The organism is Streptomyces spinoverrucosus (genome assembly GCF_015712165.1).
Classification (GTDB): domain Bacteria; phylum Actinomycetota; class Actinomycetes; order Streptomycetales; family Streptomycetaceae; genus Streptomyces; species Streptomyces spinoverrucosus_A.
In genome coordinates, this window is record NZ_JADPZX010000001.1 from 5,601,986 (window position 1) to 5,627,705 (window position 25,720).

Annotated in this window: 24 protein-coding genes; 8 read left to right on the plus strand and 16 right to left on the minus strand. The window is 71.9% G+C overall.

Annotated features, from left to right (window positions below; genetic code table 11):
• The first annotated feature begins 75 nt into the window (after positions 1 to 75).
• Positions 76 to 639: a Uma2 family endonuclease gene (locus I2W78_RS25490; RefSeq protein ID WP_196462593.1), complete on the plus strand. Its 564-nt coding sequence runs from the start codon at positions 76 to 78 to the stop codon at positions 637 to 639.
• A gap of 316 nt (positions 640 to 955) precedes the next feature.
• Here the strand turns inward: I2W78_RS25490 and I2W78_RS25495 are convergent, their stop codons facing one another.
• On the minus strand, positions 956 to 1,882 hold the full coding sequence (locus I2W78_RS25495) for a LysR family transcriptional regulator (protein WP_196464711.1): 927 nt from the start codon (positions 1,880 to 1,882) through the stop codon (positions 956 to 958).
• Between the two features lie 97 nt (positions 1,883 to 1,979).
• Here I2W78_RS25495 and I2W78_RS25500 point away from each other — a divergent pair, with 97 nt between their 5' ends.
• Positions 1,980 to 2,894, plus strand: a complete 915-nt coding sequence (locus I2W78_RS25500) for an EamA family transporter (protein WP_196462594.1) — start codon at positions 1,980 to 1,982, stop codon at positions 2,892 to 2,894.
• A 210-nt stretch (positions 2,895 to 3,104) separates the two neighbouring features.
• Here the strand turns inward: I2W78_RS25500 and I2W78_RS25505 are convergent, their stop codons facing one another.
• From I2W78_RS25505 to I2W78_RS25520, 4 genes are all read right to left on the minus strand, one after another.
• Positions 3,105 to 3,905, minus strand: coding sequence for a sugar phosphate isomerase/epimerase family protein (locus tag I2W78_RS25505; protein WP_196462595.1), 801 nt, complete (start codon positions 3,903 to 3,905; stop codon positions 3,105 to 3,107).
• Positions 3,906 to 3,937: 32 nt separating this feature from the next.
• Positions 3,938 to 4,870: a bifunctional helix-turn-helix transcriptional regulator/GNAT family N-acetyltransferase gene (locus I2W78_RS25510; protein ID WP_196462596.1), complete on the minus strand. Its 933-nt coding sequence runs from the start codon at positions 4,868 to 4,870 to the stop codon at positions 3,938 to 3,940.
• 93 nt (positions 4,871 to 4,963) lie between these two features.
• A complete protein-coding gene (locus I2W78_RS25515; RefSeq protein WP_196462597.1) occupies positions 4,964 to 5,551 on the minus strand; it encodes a dihydrofolate reductase family protein in 588 nt (195 codons plus the stop codon).
• A 173-nt stretch (positions 5,552 to 5,724) separates the two neighbouring features.
• Positions 5,725 to 8,496, minus strand: a complete 2,772-nt coding sequence (locus tag I2W78_RS25520) for a hypothetical protein (protein ID WP_196462598.1) — start codon at positions 8,494 to 8,496, stop codon at positions 5,725 to 5,727.
• A gap of 205 nt (positions 8,497 to 8,701) precedes the next feature.
• Here I2W78_RS25520 and I2W78_RS25525 point away from each other — a divergent pair, with 205 nt between their 5' ends.
• Entirely contained in the window at positions 8,702 to 9,088 is a 387-nt protein-coding gene (locus I2W78_RS25525) for a tautomerase family protein (protein WP_196462599.1), read from the plus strand.
• A gap of 15 nt (positions 9,089 to 9,103) precedes the next feature.
• Here the strand turns inward: I2W78_RS25525 and I2W78_RS25530 are convergent, their stop codons facing one another.
• Positions 9,104 to 10,150 carry a LacI family DNA-binding transcriptional regulator gene (locus I2W78_RS25530; protein WP_196462600.1) on the minus strand — a complete coding sequence of 349 codons (1,047 nt, stop codon included), beginning with the start codon at positions 10,148 to 10,150 and terminating at the stop codon, positions 9,104 to 9,106.
• 193 nt (positions 10,151 to 10,343) lie between these two features.
• Between I2W78_RS25530 and I2W78_RS25535 the strand changes: the two genes are divergently transcribed.
• From I2W78_RS25535 to I2W78_RS25545, 3 genes are read left to right on the plus strand one after another with little or no spacing between them, the layout of a single operon-like run.
• A complete protein-coding gene (locus I2W78_RS25535; RefSeq protein ID WP_196462601.1) occupies positions 10,344 to 11,495 on the plus strand; it encodes a Gfo/Idh/MocA family protein in 1,152 nt (383 codons plus the stop codon).
• Positions 11,492 to 12,643 carry a dihydrodipicolinate synthase family protein gene (locus I2W78_RS25540; protein ID WP_196462602.1) on the plus strand — a complete coding sequence of 384 codons (1,152 nt, stop codon included), beginning with the start codon at positions 11,492 to 11,494 and terminating at the stop codon, positions 12,641 to 12,643. The genes I2W78_RS25535 and I2W78_RS25540 overlap by 4 nt, the downstream gene beginning before the upstream one ends.
• A 32-nt stretch (positions 12,644 to 12,675) precedes the next feature.
• Complete coding sequence (locus I2W78_RS25545) at positions 12,676 to 13,476, plus strand: sugar phosphate isomerase/epimerase family protein (RefSeq protein WP_196464712.1); 801 nt, start codon at positions 12,676 to 12,678, stop codon at positions 13,474 to 13,476.
• A gap of 112 nt (positions 13,477 to 13,588) precedes the next feature.
• Here I2W78_RS25545 and I2W78_RS25550 read toward each other — a convergent pair whose 3' ends face one another.
• Complete coding sequence (locus I2W78_RS25550; protein ID WP_196462603.1) at positions 13,589 to 14,074, minus strand: carboxymuconolactone decarboxylase family protein; 486 nt, start codon at positions 14,072 to 14,074, stop codon at positions 13,589 to 13,591.
• Between the two features lie 183 nt (positions 14,075 to 14,257).
• Between I2W78_RS25550 and I2W78_RS25555 the strand changes: the two genes are divergently transcribed.
• On the plus strand, positions 14,258 to 15,190 hold the full coding sequence (locus I2W78_RS25555; protein ID WP_196462604.1) for an RNA polymerase sigma-70 factor: 933 nt from the start codon (positions 14,258 to 14,260) through the stop codon (positions 15,188 to 15,190).
• Between the two features lie 29 nt (positions 15,191 to 15,219).
• On the opposite strand, the gene I2W78_RS25560 is transcribed toward I2W78_RS25555, so the two are convergent.
• The 9 genes from I2W78_RS25560 to I2W78_RS25600 all read right to left on the minus strand — a co-directional run bounded on the left by I2W78_RS25560 (position 15,220) and on the right by I2W78_RS25600 (position 25,118).
• Positions 15,220 to 16,455, minus strand: a complete 1,236-nt coding sequence (locus I2W78_RS25560; RefSeq protein WP_196462605.1) for a cytochrome P450 — start codon at positions 16,453 to 16,455, stop codon at positions 15,220 to 15,222.
• Between the two features lie 24 nt (positions 16,456 to 16,479).
• Positions 16,480 to 17,871: an NAD(P)/FAD-dependent oxidoreductase gene (locus I2W78_RS25565; protein ID WP_196462606.1), complete on the minus strand. Its 1,392-nt coding sequence runs from the start codon at positions 17,869 to 17,871 to the stop codon at positions 16,480 to 16,482.
• Complete coding sequence (locus I2W78_RS25570; protein WP_196462607.1) at positions 17,861 to 18,085, minus strand: ferredoxin; 225 nt, start codon at positions 18,083 to 18,085, stop codon at positions 17,861 to 17,863. Before I2W78_RS25570 ends, I2W78_RS25565 begins: the two co-directional genes overlap by 11 nt.
• 133 nt (positions 18,086 to 18,218) lie before the next feature.
• Positions 18,219 to 18,857, minus strand: a complete 639-nt coding sequence (locus I2W78_RS25575) for a hypothetical protein (protein WP_196462608.1) — start codon at positions 18,855 to 18,857, stop codon at positions 18,219 to 18,221.
• A gap of 327 nt (positions 18,858 to 19,184) precedes the next feature.
• Positions 19,185 to 19,574 carry a D-ribose pyranase gene (rbsD, locus tag I2W78_RS25580; protein ID WP_196462609.1) on the minus strand — a complete coding sequence of 130 codons (390 nt, stop codon included), beginning with the start codon at positions 19,572 to 19,574 and terminating at the stop codon, positions 19,185 to 19,187.
• Complete coding sequence (locus tag I2W78_RS25585) at positions 19,571 to 20,560, minus strand: ribokinase (protein ID WP_196462610.1); 990 nt, start codon at positions 20,558 to 20,560, stop codon at positions 19,571 to 19,573. The genes rbsD and I2W78_RS25585 overlap by 4 nt, the downstream gene beginning before the upstream one ends.
• Positions 20,561 to 20,618: 58 nt before the next feature.
• On the minus strand, positions 20,619 to 22,574 hold the full coding sequence (locus I2W78_RS25590; protein WP_196462611.1) for an ABC transporter permease/substrate-binding protein: 1,956 nt from the start codon (positions 22,572 to 22,574) through the stop codon (positions 20,619 to 20,621).
• Positions 22,564 to 24,084, minus strand: coding sequence for a sugar ABC transporter ATP-binding protein (locus tag I2W78_RS25595; RefSeq protein WP_196462612.1), 1,521 nt, complete (start codon positions 24,082 to 24,084; stop codon positions 22,564 to 22,566). Before I2W78_RS25595 ends, I2W78_RS25590 begins: the two co-directional genes overlap by 11 nt.
• Positions 24,081 to 25,118 (minus strand): LacI family DNA-binding transcriptional regulator, encoded by a 1,038-nt coding sequence (locus tag I2W78_RS25600; protein WP_196462613.1) that lies wholly within the window; start codon positions 25,116 to 25,118, stop codon positions 24,081 to 24,083. Before I2W78_RS25600 ends, I2W78_RS25595 begins: the two co-directional genes overlap by 4 nt.
• A gap of 269 nt (positions 25,119 to 25,387) precedes the next feature.
• Between I2W78_RS25600 and I2W78_RS25605 the strand changes: the two genes are divergently transcribed.
• Complete coding sequence (locus I2W78_RS25605) at positions 25,388 to 25,714, plus strand: hypothetical protein (RefSeq protein ID WP_196462614.1); 327 nt, start codon at positions 25,388 to 25,390, stop codon at positions 25,712 to 25,714.
• Positions 25,715 to 25,720: the final 6 nt, after the last annotated feature.

Below are 25,720 nucleotides of genomic sequence, written 5' to 3' on the forward strand. Positions count from 1 at the left end.
CGCCCGTATGCTGGCCACGTACCGCCTGCTGAGGTCACACCGAGACTTGCCGGTCGGACGAGGAGGTGAAAGGGCATGAGCGTTGCCATTGACCACACCGGGCCCTGGACCGTAGCCGATGTCCTGGCCCTGCCCGAAGACCGCACGATCCGCTACGAGCTGCTGGGGGAGTCGCTCGTGATGTCCCCCGCACCTGGCGTCCGTCACCAGCGGGCCTCTTTCCGCCTCCACGTCGCCCTGGACGCGGCCGCTCGGGCCGTCGGCGCGCCGGTGGAGATCCTGGAGGGCGTCAACGTCGTCCTGCCGTCCGGACTGGTCGTGCCCGACCTGGTCGTGGCCGACGCCGGCGCGACTGCCGAGGACCCCGCCACCGTCGACATCGACGCGGTCCAGCTTGTCGTCGAACTCGTCTCCCCCGGCAACCGCACCATGGACCGCAAGGTCAAGCCCATGCTGTACGCGGAGGCCGCCGTCCCGCGCTTCTGGCGCGTGGAGTTCGACCCGGCCCCGATGCTCGCCGTCTACGAACTGGAAGGCGGCCGGTACGTGGAGCGGGCGACCGCACTCGCGGGCGCGACCACCAACCTGGACGCCCCGTTCCCCGTTGCGATCGACCCGGCTGGACTCACCCGGCAGTAGATGCCGTCTGACGGCAGCGCTGACGGGCAACCGGACCCGTCAGTGGCGGACACCAGCGGGAGGGTCTCTATCGCTGGAACAGGTCGTCAGGGCCTACCCTCGGCCGTTTCCGCGCCACGACAAGGGACGCCCACCGGCCGTGGTGGAGATGGAGGACAGTCCGCAGCCACGTGGTTGGAGGGCCTGCAGGCCAAGGCGGCGGATCCCAGCGCCCTGTCGGCTGCGGGCCACCACCAGATCGCCCAGCACCAGTTCGCCGAAGTCCGGAACGTCCTCGTGGCCCGAGGGGTTCCCCCGAGCAGCAGCCGCGCGAACGTCAGGCCCCCTGAGCACCCCGCCGCCCCGACACCCCCGCCCAGTGGGCCCGCAGGGTGCGTACCGTCTCCGCGATCGCCGGACGGCGGGCCGCGCCCTCGCGCCACAGCGCGTACAGGCGGCGTACGGGCAGCGGGTCCAGCGCCACCTCCACCACCCCCTCCGGCAGCGGACCCCGCCCCAGTCGGGGGATCAGGGCGACGCCCAGGCCCGCCGCGACCAGGGCGACCAGCGTCGGGTTCTCCTCCGCCGTGTGGACGAGGTCCGGCTCGTGGCCGGCCGTGCGCAGGGTGCGGACCAGCCAGTCGTGGCAGACCCGGCCCGGCGGTTGGCACACCCACCGCTCACCGCCCAGTTCCTCCCGCCGTACGGCCGTACGCCCCGCGAAGGGGTGACCCGAGGGCACGAGCAGGTCGCACAGGTCGTCCCCGATGACCGCCTGCTCCACACCCGCCGGGGCGGGCAGCGGCGCGATGTCCCAGTCGTGGGCGACGGCGACGTCGACGGCGCCCTTGGCCACGAGGTCGACCGACAGGTGCGGGTCGACCTCGGTGAGCCGGGCGTCCAGGGCCGGGTGCCGCTTCGCCAGGTCGGCGAGGACGGGCGGCAGCAGCCCGCGCGCCGCCGACGGGAACGCCGCCACGCTCAGCCGCCCGGCGGGCAGCCCCCGCCGCTCCTCCAGCTCGGTCTCCGCCCGCTCCACGATCGCCAGCAACTCACCCGCGACGGCGACGAGTTGATGCGCCTCGGCGGTCAGCCGTACACCCCGACCCTCCCGCTCCAGCAGGACCGTCCGCGTCTCCCGTTCCAGCTTGGCGATCTGCTGGGAGACGGCGGACGGCGTGTAGCCGAGCGCGGCGGCCGCGGCGCCGACCGTGCCGTGGACGGACACGGCGTGCAGGGCGCGCAGGCGTTGCAGGTCGAGCATGGTCCCTCCGGTCATCCCCAGTGCTTAGCGTTGCTTCATCCAACCATGCAGCAAACATCGCTGGTGCTTCATGATCGGGCGGGCGATCCTCGTCGGTATGCGCCCTGCCCATCTCCTCCTCGCCGCCCTCGTCGCCGCCGTCTGGGGCGTCAACTTCACCGTCATCGAGATCGGCCTCGATCACTTTCCGCCCCTCCTCTTCTCCGCCCTGCGTTTCCTGGTGGCCGCAGTCCCCGCCGTGTTCCTCGTGGGGCGGCCGAAGGTGGCGTGGAAGTGGATCGTGGCAGTGGGACTCGCCCTCGGCGTGGCGAAGTTCGGGCTGCTGTTCGTGGGGATGGACGCGGGGATGCCGGCCGGGCTGTCGTCGCTGGTGCTGCAGATCCAGGCCGTGTTCACAGCGTTGATCGCCTTCCTCGCGCTGGGCGAACGGCCCACCGGCATCCGGGCGCTGGGGATGCTGGTGGCCCTCGGCGGCATCGCAGTCGCCGCCGTCGACGAAGGCACCTCCGGCCCCCTCACCGCCTTCGCCCTGGTGATCGCCGCGGCGGCCTGCTGGGGCGCCTCCAACGTCCTCACCCGCAAAGCCGCACCCCCGGACGCGCTCAACTTCATGGTGTGGGTCAGCACGGTCCCCGTCCTGCCCCTCCTCGCCCTGTCCCTCCTCCTGGAGGGCCCCACCAGGGACTACGACGCCCTGCGTGCCCTCGACTGGCAGGGCGCAGGCACCGTCGTCTACGTCGCCTGGGTCACCACGGTGTTCGGCTTCGGCGCCTGGGGCTGGCTGCTGCGCCGCCACCCGGCCTCCACCGTCGCGCCCTTCTCGCTGCTGGTCCCGGCCTTCGGCATGACGTCGGCGGCGGTGTTTCTCGGCGAGTCGATGACGCCGCTGCGCTGGTGCGCGGCCGTGCTGCTGGTGGGCGGCGTGGCTCTGACCTCGGTTGCGCCCCGGCGATCTCTGGCGGTCCATGCCGTGGACCGCCCGGCACGCCCGGTGGACGCGAGCCGGTCATGACGGCACCACCTACCGGTTCGACGCCCGCTCACCGTCCGGGCGGCGGGCGTCCAGCGCGGCGAGGTGACGGTCCCCGGCCTCGGGAAGGGCGCGCTCCTGGGCGCCCTGGCCTTCGTCGGCGTTCCCGGCTTCCACGAGGCGTTCGCGGAGCTGCGCGGCCGCCTGCTCGGCTGACCGGGTCCGCGGCCGACCCCCGAGGCGGGGGCGAGATCAGGCCGAGTCGTTGAGCAGACGGGCCAGGTGCTCGTGGCCCGCGCCCAGCAGCTCGGGCAGCGGGGCCGCCGCCTCGTACCAGCGCTTCTCGTACTCCCAGCACAGCCAGCCGTCCCAGTGGTGCCGGGAGAGGAGCTCCACGGTCTCGGCCAGCGGGAGGACTCCGGCGCCCAGCGGCAGCGGGGTGGTGTCGTCGGCGGAGGCGATGTCCTTGACCTGGACATAGCCGAGGTACGGGGAGAGGGCCGCGTAGGTCTCCGAGGGCTGTTCGCCGCCCAGCCAGGTGTGCATCACGTCCCACAGCGCCCCGACCTGGCGGTGGCCGACCAGGCCCAGGATCCGGATCGCGTCGGCGCCGGTGCGGTGCGAGTCGTGGGTTTCGAGCAGGATGCGTACACCCGCCTCGGTGGCGTACTCGGCGGCCGTGCCCAGGCGGCGGGCGGCGGTCGCGTCGGCCTCCTGCGGAGTCTGCTCCGCCGTACCGCCGGGGAAGACCCTCACGTACGGGGCGCCCAGGTCGCGGGCCAGGTCGAGCAGGGCGCGCAGCTCGCCCAGCACGGGCTCGTCGTCGCCCGGCGCGGCCACGCGCGCGTACCCCGCGATGCCGAGCAGCTCGACGCCGGACGCCTTGAACTCGGCGGCGGTGTCCGCCCGTTCGGCGGCCCCGATGCCGGGGTGCACCGGCTCCTCGGGGTGCGCACGCAGCTCCACACCGTGGTAGCCGTGCTCGGTCGCGAGTCGGAGGACGTCCGGCAGGGGGAGGCCGGGGACACCGAGGGTGGAGAACGCCAGCTTCATGTATCCAGCTTCATACACACGGCCCCTTCCCGTCACTCCGGTGTCCCTCGCAGGTTCACGCGCCAGTCCTGGCCCACCAGGTCCTTGCCGAACGAGCGGTGCGGCTTCTCGGCGACGAGGACGAAACCGTGCCGCTGGTAGACGCGGCGGGCGGCGGTCAGGACGTCGTTCGTCCAGAGCACCAGGTCGCGGTAGCCGACCCCGCGCGCGAAGTCGATGACCGACCGCACCAGCCGGTCGCCGATGCCGAGACCCCGCGCGTCCGGTTCGACCAGCAGCAGACGCAGCCGAGCGGTGGCGGGCGCCTCGTCCCGTACGCACATCACACACCCGACCGGCCGTCCGTCCAGCTCGGCGATCCACACCCGCTCCAGGTGCGGGTCGTGGTCCTCGGCGAAATCCGCGACGATCCGGGCGACCAGCCCCTCGTAGTCGGTGTTCCAGCCGTACTCGGCGGCGTACAGCGCGGCGTTGCGCTGCACGATCCAGCCCAGGTCGCCGGGGCCGGGCTCGCGCAGCACCACGTCCTCGGGGCGCGGTGCCCGCTCGGCGCCCAGGATCGCCCGTACCGTCCGCAGCGCCTCGGCGAGCCGCCCCCGCTCCTCGGGCGGCACGTGGGCCACCAGCGCCCCGACCGTCTCCCGGGCCCGCTCGTCCAGCAGGTCTGCGGCTTCGCGGCCGCGCGCCGTGAGGGTGATCCGGCGGCGGCGCGGATCCCGCTCCGAGGGCGCCCGCTCGATCAGCCCGTCCTGCTCGAACTTGTTCAGGATCCGGCTCAGATACCCGGCGTCCAGATGCAGTTCTGTGCGCAGGTCGGCGGCGTCCGTGCGCGGGGAGTGCGCGAGCTCGTACAGGACGCGGGACTCGGTGAGGGTGTACGGGGCGTACAGGTGGCGGCCGTAGTCGAGGGCGCCGATGAGGTTGGTGTAGAAGCGGTTGAAGGAGCGGATGTCCTGGACGGTCATGATCGGCCCCGAAAGCTCTGGGATGGTTGACTCAGTCAGAGGTTTCCCTGGGTCGAGCCTAGGCCGATGCCGCTCCCTCGTCCATGCCCCCGCCTACTCCGCGGCGGCCCGCCGGTAGACGCACACCTGCGTGCCCGTGGTCGAGGCGGTCGTCGAGACCAGCTCGAACGCGGTCTTCGTACCGTCCTCCGGGAAGATCGACTTGCCGCCGCCGAGCATCACCGGCATCACGATCAGCCGCAGCTCGTCCACCAGCTCCTCGCTCAGCAGCGCGCGGACCAGCGTCGGGCTGCCCATGATCAGCAGGGTGCCGTCCTCGGACGCGCGCAGCTTGGCCACGGCCTCCACGCCGGTCAGGCGCGTGGTGTTGTTCCAGGTGAGGTCGGCGTCGGTGAGGGTGCTGGAGACGACGTACTTGGGCAGGGCGTTCAGCCGGTCCGCGAAGGGGTCCCCGGCCCGCTCGGGCCACGCCTGCGCCATCACCGACCACGTACGCCGCCCGTACAGCACCGCGTCCGCGTCCGTCAGCGCCGCGTCGAAGGCGCCGCCCACGACCTCGGGGTCGAAGAACGGGTGTGTCCAGCCGCCGTGCGCGAACCCGCCGTCGGTGTCCTCCTCCGGACCGCCGGGCGCCTGCACGACACCGTCGATGCTGATGAATGCGGTGGCCACGATGCGCATGGGAGTCTCTTCCTTCGTTCGATGATCACCGGCTCTCGGCGGTGACGTTCGCTGCGATTCTTACGGCGGTAGGACCGGGGAGCGAGCGAAAACTCATCGCCGGCGGCGGATCCGTTCGCGGCGGGAATCCGGCCGGGAGCCGTCCCGGCCGGATTCCCGGGCGTCGGATGCCGTTACGAGGCGTCGCGCACCGTTCCGGTCAGTGCCGGACCCTGCGGCAGGCCCTCGTCGTCGGCCTGCTGCAGGACGACGTGCTCGGCGGGCTCGGCGACCTGGTCGCGGATCGTCGGCACGGTGGCCTCCGTGCTCAGCTCACCGGACGGGACCTGTGCGTAGTAGCCGAAGAAGTCCAGCTTCGACAGCGGGACCTCCCCGTCGGGCACCTCACCGACCCAGTCGCGCAGCCACTCGGGGTCGACGTCCTTGGTGGACAGCTCCGGACGCCCGTCGGTCGGCCGCGCCAGCAGCGTCGTGCCCAACTCCACGTCCGCGGGCTCGGACAGCGACACCTTCCAGCGCAGCGGCTGTCCCTCGGTGACGTCGTCGGCGACCGGCGTCACGTCGACCTTCGGCATCGGGTCGTCGTCGAGGACGGTGACGCCACCGCCGTACGAACCGATGACCGTGCCGCGCACCGCCTTCACCGCCACGTCGTGCGAGACGCCCCAGGAGAAGCGCTTGTTGCCCTTCACCGTCACCGTCACCTTGGCGCTCTGCTGCCCGGGGCGCAGGGTCACGAGGCGGTGCCGCAGCGCCTGGGTGGCGGGGTCGGCGACGTACATACGGATCGTGCCGGTGCCCGGGCCGGTGACACGGACGGGCACCTGGTAGGTGCGCTCACCGGAGTCGCCCTCGTCGACCGTCGTACGGCCGATGTCGACCCGCGTCAGGGCGGTCGGCCGTACCTCGGGGGTGCCGGGGCGCCAGGCGTGGGCGTCCATGAGCCAGGCCTGGCCCGAGCGGGAACGCGGCGTCAGTTCGAGGGAGTTGACGCGGGACAGGTCGAGACCGGCGTTGCGTGCCGCGGTGAGTGACACGCGGCGCTCCTGCGCCCAGTAGGAGGCGGTGCGCTCGCTGCCCGGCACGCCGTCCACGCGCACCTGACCGAGCTTGGCGCGCTTGCCGGCCGCGTCGGTGACGGTGACGTCGAGGCGGGTGCCCTTGCTGTTCGGCGGCACGAACACACGCAGCGCCAGGCTCTGGGCGCCCTTGAGGGAGACGGGCTTCTCGGTCCGCACGCGGGTCACGGCACCCGGCGCGGACCACTTGAGCGCGACCGCGCGGCGACCCTGCTCGCGCTCCGGCCACCAGCGCGCGAAGTGCGGTGACGCACCGTTCGTGTCCGGGTCCAGGCAGACGGTACGCGGGTCCGAGTCGACCGCGTTGCACAGCCGCCCGCCGGTCACCTTCACCTGGCCGTCGGGCAGGAACCCGGCGCCCCGCCCCGCGCCCACCGCGTGCGTGAGGACGCGGGCGGGATCGGCGGAGGGGGCGCGGCGGCCGGTGCCGTCGATCAGCTGACGCACCCGGTCGTCACCGGCGACGAACAGCCGTGCGGCGGCGGCGATGTAGGTGGCGCCGGCGCGGTGCTGCTGCCGGGCGGTGAGGCGGGTGGCGGTGCCCGTGGAGCAGACCGGGTCGCGGCTCTCGGGGTCCTCCCAGAAGTCGTCGCTCGCGGGCGCCTTGGCCTCGCCCGGCGTCCACTCGCTGTTGAAGAAGTTGTGGTTGGCGCCGATCATGTAGACCGAGCTGTGCAGGGCCTTGCCCCGGCTCACGCCTCGGGTGCCGTCGGCGTACACCTGACCCTGGAGGTCGGAGACGTCGCCGTCGCAGCCCGGCAGGATCGTCAGCGACGGCACGTCCGGCACCGGGTTCTGGCCGAAGATGGTCGGGCCGATGAGGACGGTGCCGCGGATCGTCCAGCGGGCCCGCCCCGGCTGCCCGTCCTGCCCGGCCGGCGGCGGGTAGAGGCTGTCCATGGCGGCGCGGGAGACGCCCTCACCGCCGCGGGAGTGACCCACCAGCAGGACGCGGGACAGGTCGGCCTTGGGCGCTTTGCGTACGGCCGCGGGGGCGCCGGCCGGCCTGGTCGCCCAGTCCGCCCAGCGCGCCAGGTGGGCGCGCACCAGCGAGGAACGGCCCTGCGCGCCCGCGTCCTCGATGCCGCCGTCCTGGCCGTTGATGCCGTTGGCGGAGATGGAGACCGTGACATAGCCCTGGGAGGCCAGCAGCTTCTGGTCCCTCAGGTAGCCGCGGTGGCTGGGGATCGGCTTGGCACCGGCGGCGCAGGGCCAGTCGATGGTGACGGCCTCCTCGCCCTGGCCGGGGACGTAGCAGGTGGCGTGCCGGCCGTGCAGGAACAGGGCCACGGGGCGCTTGCCGGTGGCGCCCCTGGGGGCGACGACGACACCGCGCATCTCGATCGGCTCGCGGTAGCCGGGCAGCCGGATCGGGTCGAGCGTGTACTCGCCGGTGGTGGTGGCGAAGCCGCCCGGCCTGCCCGGGTCGACAGCTCCCGCGGGCAGCTGGGGCGGCGGCTGCACGGCACGGGACCGGGCGCCGCCGCCCGCGACGTCCTCCCGGTCCAGCCGACGCCCACCCGCAAGGACCTGAAGGCCCATCAGGTCGGCGGGCCCGGCGTTCTCCAGCGGCAGCCGGAAGGTACGGCCGTCCTCGTCCTGTTCCGGTACGCCGACCAGCCCGTCGTCCGTGTGGAACTCGACCCGCGCGTCACCCGGCGGCACCCGCCTCGGTGAGCGCCACTCCAGGGTGTTGCCCTCGTCCGTGGTGGTGATCCGCCAGCCGGGCGGCAGTTCACCGCCGTCGTTGTCCGACGCCGTGACGGCACCGGGCGGCCGGGGCGCGGCCTGGGCCAGGGCGGGCGTCACTCCCGCCAGTGTCACCGCCGCGACAGCGGCGGCCCATATTCTCCGGGCACGTATCAAGAACCCTCTCCTCAACTCCTCGAACCGGAGACGCCGTTGTCGCGGTCGCCTCTCGTGCAGGAGGAGGCTGTGGAGGTTCTGTGGGTTGCCCGGGCGCGGGGAACCGGCCTCGATGAGGCCGATCCCGTCGAGGTCATTCTGTAACTACTAGTATGTACAGTCGGGGGCTCGTGCAGGGCCCCTGTGGCGCACAGAGAGGACTGCCATGCCGCTGGTCCGCATAGACGCACTCGGAACAGATGTGACGCACCTTCAGGCGATCGGCGACGCCGTGCACGAGGCCCTGATGGAGACCCTTGGCATCCCGCCCGACGACTACTTCCAGATCCTGACGGCCCACGACGGCACGCACGGCACCCTCCGCTACGGCGACTACCTCGGAGTGCGCCGCGACGCCGGAATCGTCTACATCGCCATAACGCTCCGCGCGGGCCGCGAACCGGACAGGAAACGGGCGTTGTACCGCCGTATCGCCGAACTCGCCGAGACACATGCGGGAGTCGAACCCCGCAACGTCTTCGTCACCCTCACCGAGAACGGGGACGCCGACTGGTCTCTGGGGTACGGGGAGGCGCAGTACGCGCCGCGGTGAAGCGGGGGGTTGCCCTCAGCTCCGCGGCGCCCCCGTGGACCCCCGCACCATCAACTCCCCCCGCACCGTGGCGATCCCACCCGGCGGCGGCTCCTCGCGGCCCATGGCGATCCGTCCCGCCCGTGCCCCCGCCTCCGCCAACGGCAGCCGCACCGTTGTCAGCGCGGGCACCGCGTCGATGCTGAACGGCAGGTCGTCGAACCCGGCGACCGAGACGTCCTCCGGGATCCGCCGCCCCGACTCCCGCAGCGCGGCGCACGCCCCCAGCGCCACGGAGTCGTTGGCGGCGACCACGGCCGTGAGGGACGGGTCGCGGCGCAGCAGCTCCAGCGTGGCCTCGTAGCCGGACCGGCGGTCGTAGCGGCCGTGGACCGTCCAGCGCGGGTCCTCCGGGATCCCCGCCGCCTCCAGCGCGGCCCGGTGCCCCTCCAGCCGGTGCCGGGTCGTGGTCCGTTCCTCCGGTCCCGCGATGTAGCCGAGCCGTCGGTGGCCGAGACCGATCAGATGCTCCGTCAACTGCCGTCCGCCGCCCCGGTTGTCGAAGGTCAGCGCCACCGCCCGGGTCTCCGGCGCCGGCGGCCGCCCGCACAGCACGACCCGCGTCCCGGCCTCGGTCAGCTTGCGCAGCTTCGCCGACACCGCCGCCACATGCGCGGCGTTCTCGACGGCACCACCGGTGAGGACGACGGCCGCGGCGCGCTGCCGCTGCAACAGGGTCAGGTACGTCAGTTCGCGCTCGGGGGAGCCGCCCGTGTTGCACACGACCGCCAGCCGTTCGCCGCCCGCTCTGCCGCCCGGACCGCCGATCTCCGACTGGATCGCGCTCGCCATGATCCCGAAGAAGGGGTCGGCGATGTCGTTCACCAGGATGCCGACCAGGTCGGAGGTGGCCGCGGCGAGCGCGCTGGCGGGGCCGTTGAGGACGTAGTCCAGCTCGTCGACCGCCTTGAGCACCCGCTCGCGGGTGGATGCGGCCACCGGGTAGTTCCCGTTCAGCACGCGCGACACCGTCGCGGGCGAGACCTGGGCGCGGGCCGCCACGTCCGCCAGGGTCACCGTCATCTCGTCGTCCTCCGGTAGCGCGTCCTGTGTCTTTCCGCGTTGACCATAAGGCCACCGAACCTCGTTGTTCGCCCCCTCGAACAACTCAAGAAGGTCACACCCTTGTCCGGACCCTTGCTCAGAGGCTAGCTTCTCCGTAGAAAGCGCTTACTGAATGGCTTACTGCCTACTAGTCGCAGCGAGAGGGACCCACGTGAACCGCAAGACGGTGCGTATCGCCATGAACGGCGTGACCGGGCGCATGGGCTATCGCCAGCACCTCGTCCGCTCCATCCTGGCCCTCCGTGAACAGGGCGGCCTCGACCTCGGCGACGGCACCGTGCTGTGGCCCGAGCCCATCCTCGTCGGCCGCCGCGAGCACGCCCTGCGGGCGCTCGCCGACCGGCACGACCTGGAGCACATCTCCACGGACGTCGACACGGTCCTCGCCGACCCGACCGTGGACATCTACTTCGACGCCCAGGTCACCTCCGCCCGCGAGGAGGCCATCAAGAAGGCGATAGCGGCCGGCAAGCACGTCTACACCGAGAAGCCGACGGCCACCGGACTGGAGGGCGCGCTGGAGCTGGCCCGCCTCGCGCAGAACGCGGGCATCAAGCACGGCGTCGTCCAGGACAAGCTGTTCCTGCCCGGCCTGCTGAAGCTGAAGCGGCTCATCGACGGCGGCTTCTTCGGCCGCATCCTGTCCGTGCGCGGCGAGTTCGGCTACTGGGTCTTCGAGGGCGACTGGCAGCCCGCCCAGCGCCCGTCGTGGAACTACCGCGCCGAGGACGGCGGCGGCATCGTCGTGGACATGTTCCCGCACTGGGAGTACGTCCTGCACGAGCTGTTCGGGCGGGTGAGGTCCGTCCAGGCCGTCGCCACCACCCACATCCCGCAGCGCTGGGACGAGAGCGGCAAGCCCTACGACGCCACCGCCGACGACGCCGCGTACGGCATCTTCGAACTCGACGGCGGGATCATCGCCCAGATCAACTCGTCCTGGGCCGTGCGCGTCAACCGGGACGAGCTGGTCGAGTTCCAGGTGGACGGCACCGAGGGCTCGGCGGTCGCGGGCCTGCGCAACTGCCGCGTCCAGCACCGCAGCGCCACCCCCAAGCCGGTGTGGAACCCGGACATCCCGGCCACCTACGCCTTCCGCGACCAGTGGCAGGAGGTGCCGGACAACACCGAGTTCGACAACGGTTTCAAGGCCCAGTGGGAACTGTTCCTGCGGCACGTCTACGCCGACGCCCCCTACCACTGGGACCTGCTCGCCGGCGCCCGCGGCGTCCAGCTCGCCGAACTGGGCCTGAGGTCCTCGACCGAGGGCCGCCGTCTCGACGTACCGGAGATCGCGCCGTGACCATCCGACTCCCTGACGCACACGGGGGCCTGCGCACCTACGAACCCCGTTCCGAGCCCCTCGCCGTCGCCCCCGGCGCGGCCTTCTCCAGCCGTACGGTCTTCTCCGCCGCCCATGTCGTCGCCGACCCGTTCGCCGACGTCACCCCGGACTCGCCCGCCGCGATCGACTGGGACGCCACGCTCGCCTTCCGCCGCCATCTGTGGTCCCACGGGCTCGGCGTCGCCGAGGCGATGGACACCGCCCAGCGGGGGATGGGCCTGGACTGGGCCGGAGCGGCCGAACTCATCCGCCGGTCCGCTGCGGAGGCCAAGGCGGTCGGCGGCCGGATCGCCTGCGGTGTGGGCACCGACCAGATCGCCGCCGGGTCGCTGGGGCAGGTCCGCGCGGCGTACGAGGAGCAGCTCGCGGTCGTGGAGGAGTCCGGCGCCCAGGCGATCCTGATGGCCTCGCGGGCCCTGTGCTCCGCCGCGACCGGCCCCGAGGACTACCTGGAGGTGTACGGCCACCTGCTGCGCCAGACCTCCGAGCCGGTGATCCTGCACTGGCTCGGCCCGATGTTCGACCCGGCGCTGGAGGGCTACTGGGGCTCACCGGACCTCGACGCGGCCACGGACGTCTTCCTCGACGTCATCGCGGCCCACCCGGACAAGGTCGACGGCGTCAAGATCTCCCTGCTGGACGCCCAGCGCGAGATCGACCTGCGCCGACGGCTGCCGAACGGCGTCCGCTGCTACACCGGCGACGACTTCAACTACCCCGAGCTGATCGCGGGCGACGAGCAGGGCTTCAGCCACGCCCTGCTCGGCATCTTCGACCCGCTGGGCCCGCTGGCGGCCCAGGCGGTACGGGTCCTGGACACCGGCGACGTGAACGGTTTCCGCGCGCTGCTCGACCCTACCGTCGAACTGTCCCGGCACCTCTTCCGGCCCCCGACCCGTTTCTACAAGACCGGCGTGGTCTTCCTGGCCTGGCTGGCCGGCCACCAGACACACTTCACCATGGTCGGCGGCCTCCAGTCGGCCCGCTCCCTGCCGCACTTCGCCCGCGCCTACGAACTCGCCGACGGTCTGGGCCTGTTCCCCGACCCGAAGCTGGCGGAGGAGCGGATGAAGACCCTGCTCGCGCTGTACGGGGTGACGCAGTGAGCGCCGCACTCGAGCGTTTCAGCATCAACCAGATGACCGTGAAGCAGCTGAGCCTGCCCGAACTGGTCGAGGCGTGCGTCCAGTTGGAGATCGGCAACGTGGGCCTGTGGCGCGAGCCGGTCCAGTCGTACGGTCTGGAGGCGACCGCCAAGCTGGTCCGGGACGCGGGACTGACGGTGACGACGTTGTGCCGCGGCGGCTTCTTCACCGCGATCGACCCGCAGGAGCGGGCCGGCGCCCTGGCCGACAACCGGCGCGCGATCGACGAGGCGGCGACGCTGGGCACGGACACCCTGGTCCTGGTCTCCGGCGGCCTGCCGCCGGGCTTCAAGGACCTGCACGGCGCGCGGGAACGCATCGCGGACGCGCTCGCGGAACTGGGCCCGTACGCGCAGCGGCACGGCGTACGCCTCGCGATCGAGCCGCTGCACCCGATGTACGCCTCCGACCGCTGCGTGGTCTCCACCCTCACGCAGGCCCTCGACCTCGCGGAACGCTTCCCCGCGCAGCAGGTCGGCGTCACCGTGGACACGTACCACATCTGGTGGGACGACACGGCCCCGGAGCAGATCGCCCGGGCCGGCGCCGGCGGCCGTATCCACACCTTCCAACTCGCCGACTGGACCACCCCGTTGCCGGAGGGTGTCCTGAACGGCCGCGGTCAGATCGGCGACGGCTCGATCGACATGCGGGAGTGGAAGGGATACGTGGATGCGGCCGGGTACTCCGGGCCGATCGAGGTGGAGCTCTTCAACGAGGGGCTGTGGGCGCGGGACGGGCGGGAGGTGCTGACGGAGACCGCGCAGAGGTTCGTACGGAACGTGATGTCGTGAGTCGGAGACCGGCCCGGCCCGGGATCGAGTGGTCCCGGGCCGGGCCGGATCCGTCAGCCGGTCAGCCGGTCAGCCGGTCAGCCGATTCGGCCGGTCGGCCGAGCGCGGCGGCTCAGCTCGTCATGGCGGCGAACATGCCGGGCTCGTAGGAGCCGCCCTTCTGGTGCACGATCACGGCGAGCCGGTTGGCCGCGTTGATCAGGGCGACCAGGGCGACCAGCGCGGCGACCTGGTCGTCGTCGTAGTGCTTGCGCACCTGGTCCCAGGTCTCGTCGGACACGCCCTGGTGGGCGTCGGCGAGCCGGGTGCCCTCCTCGGCGAGCGCCAGCGCGGCCTGCTCGGCCTCGGTGAACACGGTGGACTCGCGCCAGGCGGCGACCAGGTTGAGCCGGACGGCGGTCTCACCGGCGGCCGCGGCCTCCTTGGTGTGCATGTCGACGCAGTGGCCGCAGCCGTTGATCTGGCTGGCCCGCAGGGACACCAGTTCCTGCGTGGACCTCGGCAGCGTCGACTGGTGGATCAGCAGGCCGGCGCCTGCGAACCGCTTGGCGAACCTGGCGGCGAGCTCGTTCTCGAACAAGTTGAATCGGGCGTCCATGACTTCGTCCTCACTCGTGGTGTCGCATCGGACGAACACGAGATGCCGGTAACCCGGTCCCCGTGACAGTTCTCGCGACGGGCGACGGTGTGACGTGCGCCACCGCTCCTGGATGTCACAAAGCCGCGGCGATGGGCGTCTGGTGCGCGTGGACTGTCGAGAGCGAGCAGACAGGAGCAGCCGGTGAACAGCGGACGCGCACAGGACACGGCGGGGCGCTCGGCGGGCGGCGGACGCACGGACCCCGCCACCGAGGCGTTCGTCACCCACCGCAATCTGCTGTTCACCGTCGCCTACGAGATGCTCGGCTCGGCCGCCGACGCGGAGGACGTCCTGCAGGAGACGTGGCTGCGGTGGGCGGGCGTCGACCTCGGCACGGTACGGGACCAGCGCGCGTACCTGGTCCGGATCACCACGCGCCAGGCGCTGACCCGGCTCCGCACGCTCGGCCGCCGCAAGGAGTCCTACGTCGGCTCCTGGCTGCCCGAGCCGTTGCTGACCGCGCCGGACGTGGCCGAGGACGTCGAGCTGGCCGACAGCGTCTCGATGGCGATGCTGCTGGTGCTGGAGACGCTCACGCCCACCGAGCGGGCGGTGTTCGTGCTGCGCGAGGTGTTCGACCTCGGGTACGACGAGATCGCCGAAGCCGTCGAGAAGAGCCCGGCCGCCGTCCGCCAGATCGCGCACCGGGCACGGGCGCATGTGGCGGCCCGCCGGCCGCGCGGGGTCGTTACCCCCGCCGAAACCCGCGACGCGCTCCACGCCTTCCAACGGGCCGTCGAAACGGGCGATCTGCAGGGCCTGCTCGACATCCTCGCGCCGGACGTCGTCCTCGTGGGCGACGGCGGCGGAGTCAGGCAGGCCGTCCTGCGGCCGGTCGTGGGGGCGGACAAGGTGGCCCGCCTGCTGGCCGCCGGGCTGGGCAGGCTCGCGGCCGGGGCGGCGCTGCGGCCGGCGCAGGTCAACGGCCACCCGGCGCTGGTGCTCCGGCTCGACGGCGAGCTCGACACCGTCATGGCGGTCCGCGTCGACGACGGCCTCATCACCGGCCTGTACGCCGTCCGCAACCCCGAGAAGCTGTCACACATGCACCGGGCGACGGCCCTTCGCCGCTGAGCCGGCACCCTCCGACACTGGGACAGGCCCTAGGGACGGATCCCGTCACAGGCGATGGGCAGATGGCGGGGCCCGCGCAGCACGGCGTTCTGCCGGTACGGGGGCGGGTCCTCCAGCAGGCGTGGGTTCTCCAGTCTGCGGGCCAGTTCCGACAGGGCGAGCTGGGCCTCCAGCCGGGCGAGCGGTGCGCCGAAGCAGCTGTGGATGCCGCTGCCGAATCCGAGGTGCTCGATGTCCCGGCGGTCCGGGTCGAAGCGGTCCGGATTCTCGAACCGCTTCGGGTCGCGGTTGCCGGACGCGATCACCAGCCAGAGGGAGGCGCCCTTGGGGATGGTGACGCCTTGGACCTCGATGTCGGTGAGGGGGGTGCGCTGCGGCAGCAGTTGCACGGGCGGCTCGAAGCGCAGCAGCTCCTCGACGATGGGCACCGCGAGCCCCGGTTGCGCACGCAGCCGCCGCAGGACGTCCGGGTTGCGCAGCAGGGTGAGCATGCCGTTGGTGACGAGGTTGACGGTGGTCTCGTGCCCCGCGATCAGCAGCAACGCCGCCGTGCTGAGCAGTTCCATCGTGGCCATGGCGCCGTCCGGGCCCTCGGCCGTCGCCAGATGGGAGAGCATGTCGTCCCTGGGGTGCTTGCGGCGCTCCTCGATCAGCCCGGCCAGGTACATGCCCAGCTGCATCCGGGCGTCGTTCGCCTCCTTGCCCCGCTCGCCGGGATCGGCGTCCGGATCGGGATCCAGGCTCGCGGCGATGGTGTCGGCCCAGGTGTGGAAGCGCGCCTCGTCCTCGCGCGGCACCCCGAGCAGCCGGCAGATCACCGTCACCGGGAAGGGGTACGAGAACTGCTCCACCAGGTCGATGCGGCCCGGGTCGCCGATGCCGTCGATGAGGCCGGAGACGATGTCGCCGAGTTCGCCGCGCATCCCGTCGATCCGGTGGGGGGAGTGCGGCGGGCCGAAGGGCCGGTTCGTCATGCGGCGCAGCCGGTCGTGTTCGGGCGGGTCGAGCCGTAGGAAGCTCGGCGGCAGGGTGTTCCCCTCCTCGGCCGACTCGGCCAGCGGGTCAGAGGCGGTCGAGGCCAGATTGCGGGCATCGGAGCTGATGCGGGGGTCGTGCAGAAGGCTGCGGATCTCGTAGTAGGTGCTGACGACGTACGGCCCGTCGGCGTCGTGGTGGACCGGCGTCCTGCGCAGCTCCTCGTAGATCGGGTACGGGTTGGCGCGGTTGGCGTAGTCCAGGATCTGATGCAGCGGCGATTGCGTCATCGTGTGTCCTCGTGGCCGTGCGGGTCAGTGCGCGGGGGTGAACGTCATGCGGCGGTCGGCCGGCGAGTATCCGCTGAGGGTCACCGTGGGACCGTGGGTGGGCAGCGACGGGTCGGGGAAGTCCGCGTCGATCGGCCGCTGCCCGTCCGGGCGCCGGTCGACCAGGGGGAACGGCGGCGGGAACGGCGCGGTGGTCTCGATCAGATGCTGGTAGAACGGCAGCCACCGGGCATGGTCGAAGGCGACCGCGCCGATGACGCGCCCCTGGTACCCGTAGACGCCGACGAACCGGCGGTCCGTGAGCGAGCCCTGCGCGACGAGGATCTCCGTTCCCATCGACGGCACCCCGACCGACTTGATGTTCACGCCGAACTGCGAGGACCAGAACGCCGGCACCCACATGTGGGGGAGGCGGTCGGCGCTCTCGCTGAGCATGTTGTGCGCCGCGATCTCGGCCTGGCAGACGGCGTTGCCCCAGTGCTCCAGGGACAGGAACTGGTAGCCGAACAAGGGGTGCGGGGACCGGGCGACGTCGCCCGCGACGTAGATGTCGTCGGTCACGATGCCGCGGATGTCGAAGGCGCGGCAGCCGGCGTCGCAGGCGATGCCGCGCGGGCCGGCCCCCAGTCCGGACCCGGCGAGCCACTCGGTGTTGCGGGTGGCGCCGAGCGAGACGACCACCACGTCGGTCTCGACGGTGGAGCCGTCGGACAGATGCGCCGCCCGCACCCGCCCTGCGGCGTCGCCCTCCAGGGCGGTCACCATCACTGCGCACCGCAGGTCCACGCCGTGCTCGCGCTGGAGTTCGGCGGCGACCGCGCCGACCACTCCGCCGAGTGCACCGACCAGGGGCGCCGCCGCGCGTTCGGCGACGGTGACGGCGATGCCGCGTTCACGGCAGGCGGAGGCGATCTCCGAGCCGGTGAACCCGGCACCGATGACGAAGACCCGCCGGGGGCCGTCGGCGAGCCGCCGCGTGAGCGCCGCGCTGTCGTCGCGGGTGCGCAGCACGAAGACACCGTCGAGTTCCGCCTCGTCCGGGCGCGGCCACGGTCGCGCCCGCACACCGGTGGCGATCAGCAGCCGGTCGTACGGCACCTCGTCACCGTCGGCCAGCCGCACCCGTCGGGCGGCCATGTCCAGACCGGTGGCCGCCACGCCGAGCCGCCACGTCGCGTCGAGGTCTCGGCGTCTGGGCAGTGCGGTGCGGTCGGCGGTGGTCACGCCCAGCAGCACCTGCTTGGACAGCGGGGGCCGGTCGTACGGCTCGTGGGGCTCGTCGCCGACCATCGTCAGGGAACCGGCGAAGCCCTTCTCGCGCAGGGTCTCCGCAGCGCGCAGGCCCGCCAGCGAGGCGCCGACGACGACGATACGGCCCTCGCGCCTGAGTCTTTCCAGGGAGCCGTCACCGTTCATCGGACACCGCCTCGGGCGGTGCGTCCACGGCGTCGACGAGGATGGCCTGGACAGGGCAGGCGGCGGCGGCCTGGGCCAGCTTCTCGCGCTGTGCCGCGTCGGCCTCCGGGTGGTACAACAGCGCTTCCTCGCCGTGCATGGCGAAGACCTCGGGTGCGAGGAACGCGCACTGCGCGTAGCCCTGACAACGGTTCAGGTCGACGACAAGCCTCACCAAGGGATCCGTCCTCTCCATGGTCCCGGCCCCCGCACGACCATCCTCGGCGTCCGGGTCGGCCGCGGCGACGAGGAGGAGACCGTTGGAGTGAACGCCTGGAAGGAACGTCTGAGGTGAACGCCGGTCCGGCTCAGGTCGCGGCGGCGGGCCGTGCGTCGGCGGGCCGGCGGCCCCACAGCATGTTGAGGCTGACGATCAGCGCCCAGGCCGGGAAGACCAGCTCCGACCACGGCAGGCTCGCCCCCACCACGAGCAGCGTCAGACCCGCGAGGTAGCCGAGGACGACGAGCGGGCGCGGCAGGGCGCCGAGGCGGCGGCCGATGGTCGAGGTGGTGAAGATGAACACCGCGGCCATGCGCAGCCCGTACGTGGTCAGCAGGGTGTAGGCGAAGTGGCGGCCGAACGGCGACTGCTGCTGCGTCTCGTCGAGCACGGTAGCCGCCGCGGCGGCACTGCCGAACAGCATGGCGACGAAGACCAGCCCGCTCCCCATGAACACGGTGGACACGAACCGGTCCTCACCCGCACCGGCCTGCTCGCGCAGGGCACCCATGAACCACAGGAAGGCGATCCCGGCGAACGGCAGCAGCGCCAGCGCCGTCTGCACGGCGCTCCGCTGCCCGGCATCGACGGCGACCTCGGGCCCACCGGCGCCGCCGGGCAGGGCGAGGCGCACCAGCACGATCGCCGCGGCCATCAGGAGCGCGAACACGACCCCGGCGATCCCGGCGGCCCGGGGCGTCCCGAGGCGCTGGTGCTTGTGCCCCATGGTCCCTCGCTTTCTGTCCGTACCTCTCCCGTACAGACAGCAGCAATCCCCGAACTCCCGCCACCGGGGACCGCTCGGACGACGACCTCGGTCGCCCGGCAAGAATTTCTTACCGAAGGCCGCAACCGTTCCCGGCCGTCGTGGGTCGTACTTGGAGTCAGGGCTTCTGTAGGGGGGATCCGGGGGGATCGCGGGGGGTTCTGACGGGAGGGGAGAGCCGAGGGGGCCGGTCCGTCGACCGGCCCCCTCCATGCGTGCCGACCAGGCCTAGGGCCTGTTGCGAAAGCGGCCGCCCTCCGGGCGACGAGGCCACTTTCGCAACAGGCCCTAGAAGAAAACCCCGCAGCGCAGCAGCACATTCGCGTACGGCGACGCCTCCCCCGTGCGGACGACCAACCGCGCGTCTCCCGACAACTCCTTGAGACGGGCGTGCGGTACGAGGTCGAGCTCGGGGAAGCGCCCGTCCAGCAGTGTCGCCGCCGCCGGATTGGCCCGCCGTACCTCCGTCGCCGCGGTCGCGCCCTCCACGACCAGCTCGGCCAGCAGCCCGTCCAGCACCTCGGCGAAGGACGGCACCCCGGCCCGGAAGGCCAGGTCGACGACGCGTGGCCCGCCCGGGATCGGCATCCCGGCGTCACACACCAGCACCCCGTCCCCGTGCCCCAACTCGGCGAGCGCCCCGGCGAGATGACGGTTGAGGATCCCGGCCTTCTTCACAGGGAACCGCCTCCCGAAGACGCGCCGGGTGAGCTGCCCGGCCCCTGGCCGTGGGTCCGGGGGTTGTCCCCCGGATCAGCAGCGCACAGCGCGTCGACCTCTTCCGGCGTCGGGTACGACTCCTGCGCCCCCGCCTTCGTCACCGCCGCAGCCCCGACCCGCGCCGCGTACGCCGCCGCCTCCGGCAGCGCGTCACCCTGCCCCAGCCGCCAGGCCAGCGCCGCCGTGAAGGCGTCGCCCGCGCCGGTGGTGTCGACCGCGTCCACCGTCACCGAGGGCACCTGGGCCACGCCCTGCGCGGACGCCACCAGCGCACCCTGCGCACCCAGCGTCACGACCACCGAACGCGGCCCGCGCGCCAGCAGGATCCGCGCCCAGTCGGCGGGGTCGTCGCCGACCAGCGCGTCACCGAGGATCACCCTCGCCTCGTGCTCGTTCACGATCAGCGGATCGCACGCCGCCAGCACCTCCGGCGGCAACGGCCGCGGCGGCGACGGGTTCAGCACGAACCGGCTGCCGGGCGCGAGATTCCGTACCGCTTCCAGCACCGTCTCCAGCGGAATCTCCAGCTGCGTCGAGACGACCCGGGAGGCGTGGAACAGACTTCCCGCCGCCCGCACGTCCGCCGGCGTGAGCCTCCCGTTCGCCCCCGGCGACACCACGATGCTGTTGTCGCCGGACGGGTCCACGGTGATCAGCGCGACGCCGGTCGGCGCACCCCCGACCAGCACGCCCACCGTGTCCACCCCGGCCGCCCGCTGCGAGTCGAGCAGCAGCCGGCCGTACGCGTCGTCACCGACCCGGGCCAGCAGCGCCGTACGGGCCCCCAGCCGGGCGGCCGCGACCGCCTGGTTGGCGCCCTTGCCGCCCGGATGGACGACCAGATCGGACCCGAGCACCGTCTCCCCGGCCCCCGGCCGCCGCTCCACCCCGATCACGAGATCGGCGTTGGCCGACCCGATGACGAGGAGGTCGTAGTCGTACATGGAAGGTCTCCCCCAATAGCCGTACGCAATAGGTAACGTGAGTCGCAGCCGCCAGCCGTCAGCCCTTGAAGTCGGTCACGTTCTGCTTCGTGACCACCTTCACCGGCACCTTCACCGTCGCACTCACCTTCTCGCCCTCCGCGGCCCGCAGGGCGTTGTCCACCGCGATCCGGCCGAGTTCCGTCGGCTGCTGGGCCACCGACGCGTACAGCGTCCCGGCCTCGACCGCCTTCAGCCCGTCCGGCGTGCCGTCGAAACCGACCACCTGCACCGACGTACCGGCCTTCGACCCCAGCGCCTTGATCGCGCCGAGTGCCATCTCGTCGTTCTCCGCGAAGACACCGTCGATGTCGGGGTGCGCCTGGAGGAGGTTCGTCATCACGTCGAGGCCCTTGGTGCGGTCGAAGTCGGCCGGCTGCTTGGCGACCACCTTGATGCCCGGGTAGGCCTTCAGCCCCTCGGCGAAGCCCGCGCCGCGCTCCCGGCTGGCGGAGGTACCGGCCTGACCCTGCAGGATCACGATCGTGCCCCGACCGCCCAGCTTCTCGGCGAGCGCCTCGGCCCCCAGCTTGCCGCCCTCGACGTTGTCGGACGCGACGAGCGCGGCCGTCTCCGCCTTGTTGACGCCCCGGTCGACGCCGACGACGGGAATGCCGGCCTGGTTGGCGGCCCGTACGGAGGGACCCGCCGCGTCCGAGTCCACCGGGTTGACGATGATCGACGACAGGCCCTCACTGGTGAAGTTCTGCAACTGGTTCGCCTGCTGCGACGCGTCGTTCTGCGCGTCCGTCACGGTCAGGTCGACGCCGAGCTTCTTCGCCTCGGCCTCCGCGCCCGCCCGGATCTGCACGAAGAAGGGGTTGTTGAGCGTCGACAGCGACAGCCCGACCTTCTGCTGCGCGGCCGTCGACGAACCGCTGTGCAGCAGCGAGGTCGCCCCCACGACCGCCGCCGCGACCACGGCGGCAAGGAGATACGTCACCGTCTGCTTGCCCTTGCTGCCACCCCCACCGGCACCCACCGGAGTCGCCCCCGCCTTGCGCCGCACGGTGTCGAGCAGCACGGCCAGCGCGATCACCACACCGATGACCACCTGCTGCCAGAAGGCGGACACCGAAAGGAGGTTGAGGCCGTTGCGCAGCACCGCCAGGATCAGCGCACCGATCAGCGTCCCGGACGCCTTGCCGGTACCGCCCGCGAGTGAGGCACCGCCGATGACGACGGCCGCGATGGCGTCCAGCTCGTACCCCTGCGCGGCCTGCGGCTGCGCGGAGGACAGCCGGGAGGCGAGCACGATGCCCGCGGCGGCGGCGAACAGCCCGGACAGCGCGTAGATGGCGAGCTTCTGCTTCTTCACCCGCAGCCCCGACAGCCGCGCCGCCTCCTCGTTGCCGCCGATCGCGTACATGGACCGTCCGAGGTACGTCCGCCCCAGCACGAACGCCGTGATCAGCCCCATCACGACCATCACCAGCACGGGCACCGGCAGCCACCCGCCGAGCGTGTCACCGAGGTGCGAGACCGACTCCGGAAAAGCGATCGGCGAGCCCTGCGAGATCACCAGCGACAGCCCGCGCGCCACGGACAGCATGGCGAGCGTCGCGATGAACGGGGGCAGTTTGCCGTACGAAATCAGGAAACCGTTCACCAGCCCGCACACGACACCCGTGGCGACGGCGAGGACCACCGCCAGCACCACCGGCACGCCCTCACTGGTGGCGCTCCACGCCAGCACGGTCGCGGACAGCGCCGCCACCGAACCCACCGACAGATCGATGCCCGCCGACACGATCACGAACGTGACACCGAAGGCGAGGATGGCGGTGACGGCGGCCTGGACGCCGATGTTCAGCAGGTTGTCGGCGGTCAGGAAGTCCCCCGACAGCGCCGACAGCGCGACCACGAGGACGATGAGCGCGGTGAGCGCCCCGTTGTCGAGCAGCAGCCGGCGCAGCCCGCCGGGGCCGGAGGCGCCACCCGCGCCCGCGGAGCTCTTGAGCGTGTCAGTGGCCACGGGAGGCCTCCGTTCCGTTCTTGGGTGTACTTACGGCGAGCGCCATCACGGCGTCCTGGGTCGCCTCGTCGGCGGTGAGTTCGCCCGCGATCCGCCCCTGCGCCATCACCAGCACCCGGTCGCTCATACCGAGCACCTCGGGCAGATCGCTGGAGATCATCAGGACGGCGGCGCCGGCGGCCGTCAGTTCGTTGACGAGCTGGTAGATCTCGACCTTGGCGCCGACGTCGATCCCGCGCGTCGGCTCGTCGAGGATCAGCACCTTGGTGTCGGCCAGCAGCCACTTGCCGATGACGACCTTCTGCTGGTTGCCGCCGGACAGGGTCCGCACATGCTGCCCGAGCCCGGCCATCCGCACCCCGAGCTGCCCCGCGATCCGCGCGGCGGCCTCGCGCTGCCCCTTGAGGTCGACGAGCCCCGCGCGGGTGGCCTTGCGCAAGGTGACCAGCCCCAGGTTCTCCTCGACGGAAGCGTCGAGCACGAGCCCCTGCCCCTTGCGGTCCTCGGGCACCAGCCCGATCCCGGCGGCCATGGCGGCGTTGACGTCATGGCGCTTGACGTCCGTACCCGCGACCTTCACGGCCCCCTTGTCGTACGGATCGGCCCCGAACACGGCCCGCACGACCTCCGTACGACCCGCCCCGACGAGCCCCGCGATCCCGACGACCTCACCGGCCCGCACCTCGAAACTCACGTCATGGAAGACCCCGTCCCGCGTGAGCCCCTCGACGGTCAGCAGCGCCGCCCCCGCATCGGCCCGCTCCCGCGGATACTGCTGCTCGATCGACCGCCCCACCATGAGCCGTACGAGCTCGTCCTCATCGGTGGAGGCGGGCACCTGCCCGACGCTCCTCCCGTCGCGGATGACCGTCACGCGATCCCCGAGAGCGGCGATCTCCTCCAGGTGGTGGGTGATGAACACGACCCCGACACCGTCCGCACGCAGCTGCCGCACGATGGCGAACAGCTTCTCGACCTCCTCGGTGGTGAGCACGGCGGTCGGCTCGTCCATGATGAGCACGCGCGCGTCGAGACTGAGCGCCTTGGCGATCTCGACCATCTGCAGCCGGGCGATACCGAGTTCACGCACCCGCGCGCGTGGGGACACGTTCACGCCCACGCGCGCGAGCAGCTCCTCGGCGTCGGCCTCCATCCGCTTCCGGTCGATCATCCCGAACCGCCGGGGCTGCCGCCCCAGAAAGATGTTCTCCGCGACGGACAGATCGGGAACGAGATTGAACTCCTGGTAGATGGTGGCGATCCCGAGCCGCTCGGAGTCCTGCGCACCGTTGACGCGCACCTCCTCACCACCCACCAGGATCCGCCCGGCATCGGGCGTGTAGGCACCGGAGAGCATCTTGATGAGCGTGCTCTTGCCGGCCCCGTTCTCACCGAGCAGCACATGCACCTCACCCCGGCGCAGATCGAAGTCGACGCCGTCCAGCGCGACCACGCCGGGGAAGGTTTTGCGGATGCCCTCGATACGCAGCAACTCGTCCGGGTCGCTCACGACGTACTCCTTCGTACGGGGGACAGGGGCGGTACGACTGAGGGGGGCTCGCCGCACGAGCGGCGTACGACGAGACGGGCGGGCAGGGTTACGGACTCACCCGGCCGCCCCTCGATCCGGGCGACCAGCGCGCGCACGGCGGCACGCCCCAGCTCGCCGGTGGGCTGGGCGATGGCGGTGACCGGCGGATCGGTGTGCACGAACCACCGGATGTCGTCGAAGGCGGCGAGCGCGACGTCGTCGGGCACACGCAGCCCACGCGCGCGTACGGCGTCCAGCGCGCCCAGCGCCATCAGGTTGTCGGCGGCGAAGACGACCTCGGGAGGCTCGGGCAGATCCAGGAACCCCTCGGTGACCCGCCGCCCGCTGTCGGCCTGGAAGTCGCCCTGGCCGATGTAGGCGTCGGGAAGGTCGAGGCCGTACGCGCCGAGCGCCTCCCTGAAGGCCTCCACACGCTCCCGTCCGGTCGTGGTGGCCGCCGGGCCCGCGATGATCGCGAGCCGCCGGTGCCCGAGGCCGTACAGATGGGCGACGAGGTCGCGCACAGCGGTCTCTCCGTCGGCACGCACCACCGGCACGTCCACACCCGGAATCCACCGGTCCACGAACACCATCGGCGTCCCCGCGCGCACGGCGTCCAGCATCAGCGGCGAGCCGCCGTCGGTGGGGGAGACGAGGAGGCCGTCGATACGGCGGTCCAGCAGGTTCCGTACGTGGTGGTCCTGGAGGTCGGGCCGCTCGTCGGCGTTCCCGATGATGACGCTGTAGCCGAGCGCACGGGCCTCCTCCTCGACGGAGCGGGCCAGCTCGGTGAAGTACGGGTTCAGCACGTCGCTGATGACCAGGCCGAGCGTGTGGGTTTGGTCGGTGCGCAGGGAACGGGCGACGGCGTTCGGGCGGTAGCCCAGCGTCTCGACGGCGGCCAGCACGCGCGTGCGTGCGACCGCGCTGACCGACGGGTGCTCGTTCAGGACCCGCGAGACCGTGGCAACGGAGACGCCGGCCTCGGCGGCGACGTCCTTGATGCTCGCCATCGCCGGTCCACCTCCTCGTGGAATCGATTACACAGATGCGCGTAGGGAGGATTGGAATCGATTACACGGGGGGCTGGCAAGGGGTGGGGCGAAGAGCGAGACCGGATCGTGACCTTCCGGTGAGTGTCCTGTTCCAGGGTGACCGGCGGTCGGCCCTGTAGCTGGGTTGTGACGGAAGGCGGTTGCAGGTGCGATCGGCGCTGCATGAACATGGTGAGCGCAGAAACGTCTGGTGGAGTCAATTCGCGTCTGGGGGAGGCGGGTTCGGTATGAAGTTCGACATGGGTACGCAGACGTTGTCGTCGCTGATGCGTGAGTCGCGTGGTTCGAGTGATGATCTCGGCACGTTGATCCGTCAGTTGGTGCAGGCGGCGCAGCCGTTGGAGGGGAAGTTCAACGGCACCGGTCGGGCGATGTTCGACCAGTTCAAGGCGCGGGCGGATGAGATCACGAGTGAGCTGAATGGGTCGTTGTCGGCGATCCTGGGTGGTCAGTCGGGTATGGAGTCGGCGTTCAGCTCCGGCGATCAGGAGCAGGGTGACAATGCGCGGCAGCAGATGGCGGCCGCGAACTTTGATGCGGCGCGGTTCCGTTAGGTCGTC

What these genes read in the sequence shown, in the direction of transcription:
- I2W78_RS25490 (WP_196462593.1), top strand. Translation starts at nt 76, where the DNA reads ATGAGCGTTGCCATTGACCACACCGGGCCCTGGACCGTAGCCGATGTC.
- I2W78_RS25495 (WP_196464711.1), bottom strand. Translation starts at nt 1,882, where the DNA reads ATGCTCGACCTGCAACGCCTGCGCGCCCTGCACGCCGTGTCCGTCCAC.
- I2W78_RS25500 (WP_196462594.1), top strand. Translation starts at nt 1,980, where the DNA reads ATGCGCCCTGCCCATCTCCTCCTCGCCGCCCTCGTCGCCGCCGTCTGG.
- I2W78_RS25505 (WP_196462595.1), bottom strand. Translation starts at nt 3,905, where the DNA reads ATGAAGCTGGCGTTCTCCACCCTCGGTGTCCCCGGCCTCCCCCTGCCG.
- I2W78_RS25510 (WP_196462596.1), bottom strand. Translation starts at nt 4,870, where the DNA reads ATGACCGTCCAGGACATCCGCTCCTTCAACCGCTTCTACACCAACCTC.
- I2W78_RS25515 (WP_196462597.1), bottom strand. Translation starts at nt 5,551, where the DNA reads ATGCGCATCGTGGCCACCGCATTCATCAGCATCGACGGTGTCGTGCAG.
- I2W78_RS25525 (WP_196462599.1), top strand. Translation starts at nt 8,702, where the DNA reads ATGCCGCTGGTCCGCATAGACGCACTCGGAACAGATGTGACGCACCTT.
- I2W78_RS25530 (WP_196462600.1), bottom strand. Translation starts at nt 10,150, where the DNA reads ATGACGGTGACCCTGGCGGACGTGGCGGCCCGCGCCCAGGTCTCGCCC.
- I2W78_RS25545 (WP_196464712.1), top strand. Translation starts at nt 12,676, where the DNA reads ATGACCGTGAAGCAGCTGAGCCTGCCCGAACTGGTCGAGGCGTGCGTC.
- I2W78_RS25550 (WP_196462603.1), bottom strand. Translation starts at nt 14,074, where the DNA reads ATGGACGCCCGATTCAACTTGTTCGAGAACGAGCTCGCCGCCAGGTTC.
- I2W78_RS25560 (WP_196462605.1), bottom strand. Translation starts at nt 16,455, where the DNA reads ATGACGCAATCGCCGCTGCATCAGATCCTGGACTACGCCAACCGCGCC.
- I2W78_RS25565 (WP_196462606.1), bottom strand. Translation starts at nt 17,871, where the DNA reads ATGAACGGTGACGGCTCCCTGGAAAGACTCAGGCGCGAGGGCCGTATC.
- I2W78_RS25575 (WP_196462608.1), bottom strand. Translation starts at nt 18,857, where the DNA reads ATGGGGCACAAGCACCAGCGCCTCGGGACGCCCCGGGCCGCCGGGATC.
- I2W78_RS25585 (WP_196462610.1), bottom strand. Translation starts at nt 20,560, where the DNA reads ATGTACGACTACGACCTCCTCGTCATCGGGTCGGCCAACGCCGATCTC.
- I2W78_RS25600 (WP_196462613.1), bottom strand. Translation starts at nt 25,118, where the DNA reads ATGGCGAGCATCAAGGACGTCGCCGCCGAGGCCGGCGTCTCCGTTGCC.
- I2W78_RS25605 (WP_196462614.1), top strand. Translation starts at nt 25,388, where the DNA reads ATGAAGTTCGACATGGGTACGCAGACGTTGTCGTCGCTGATGCGTGAG.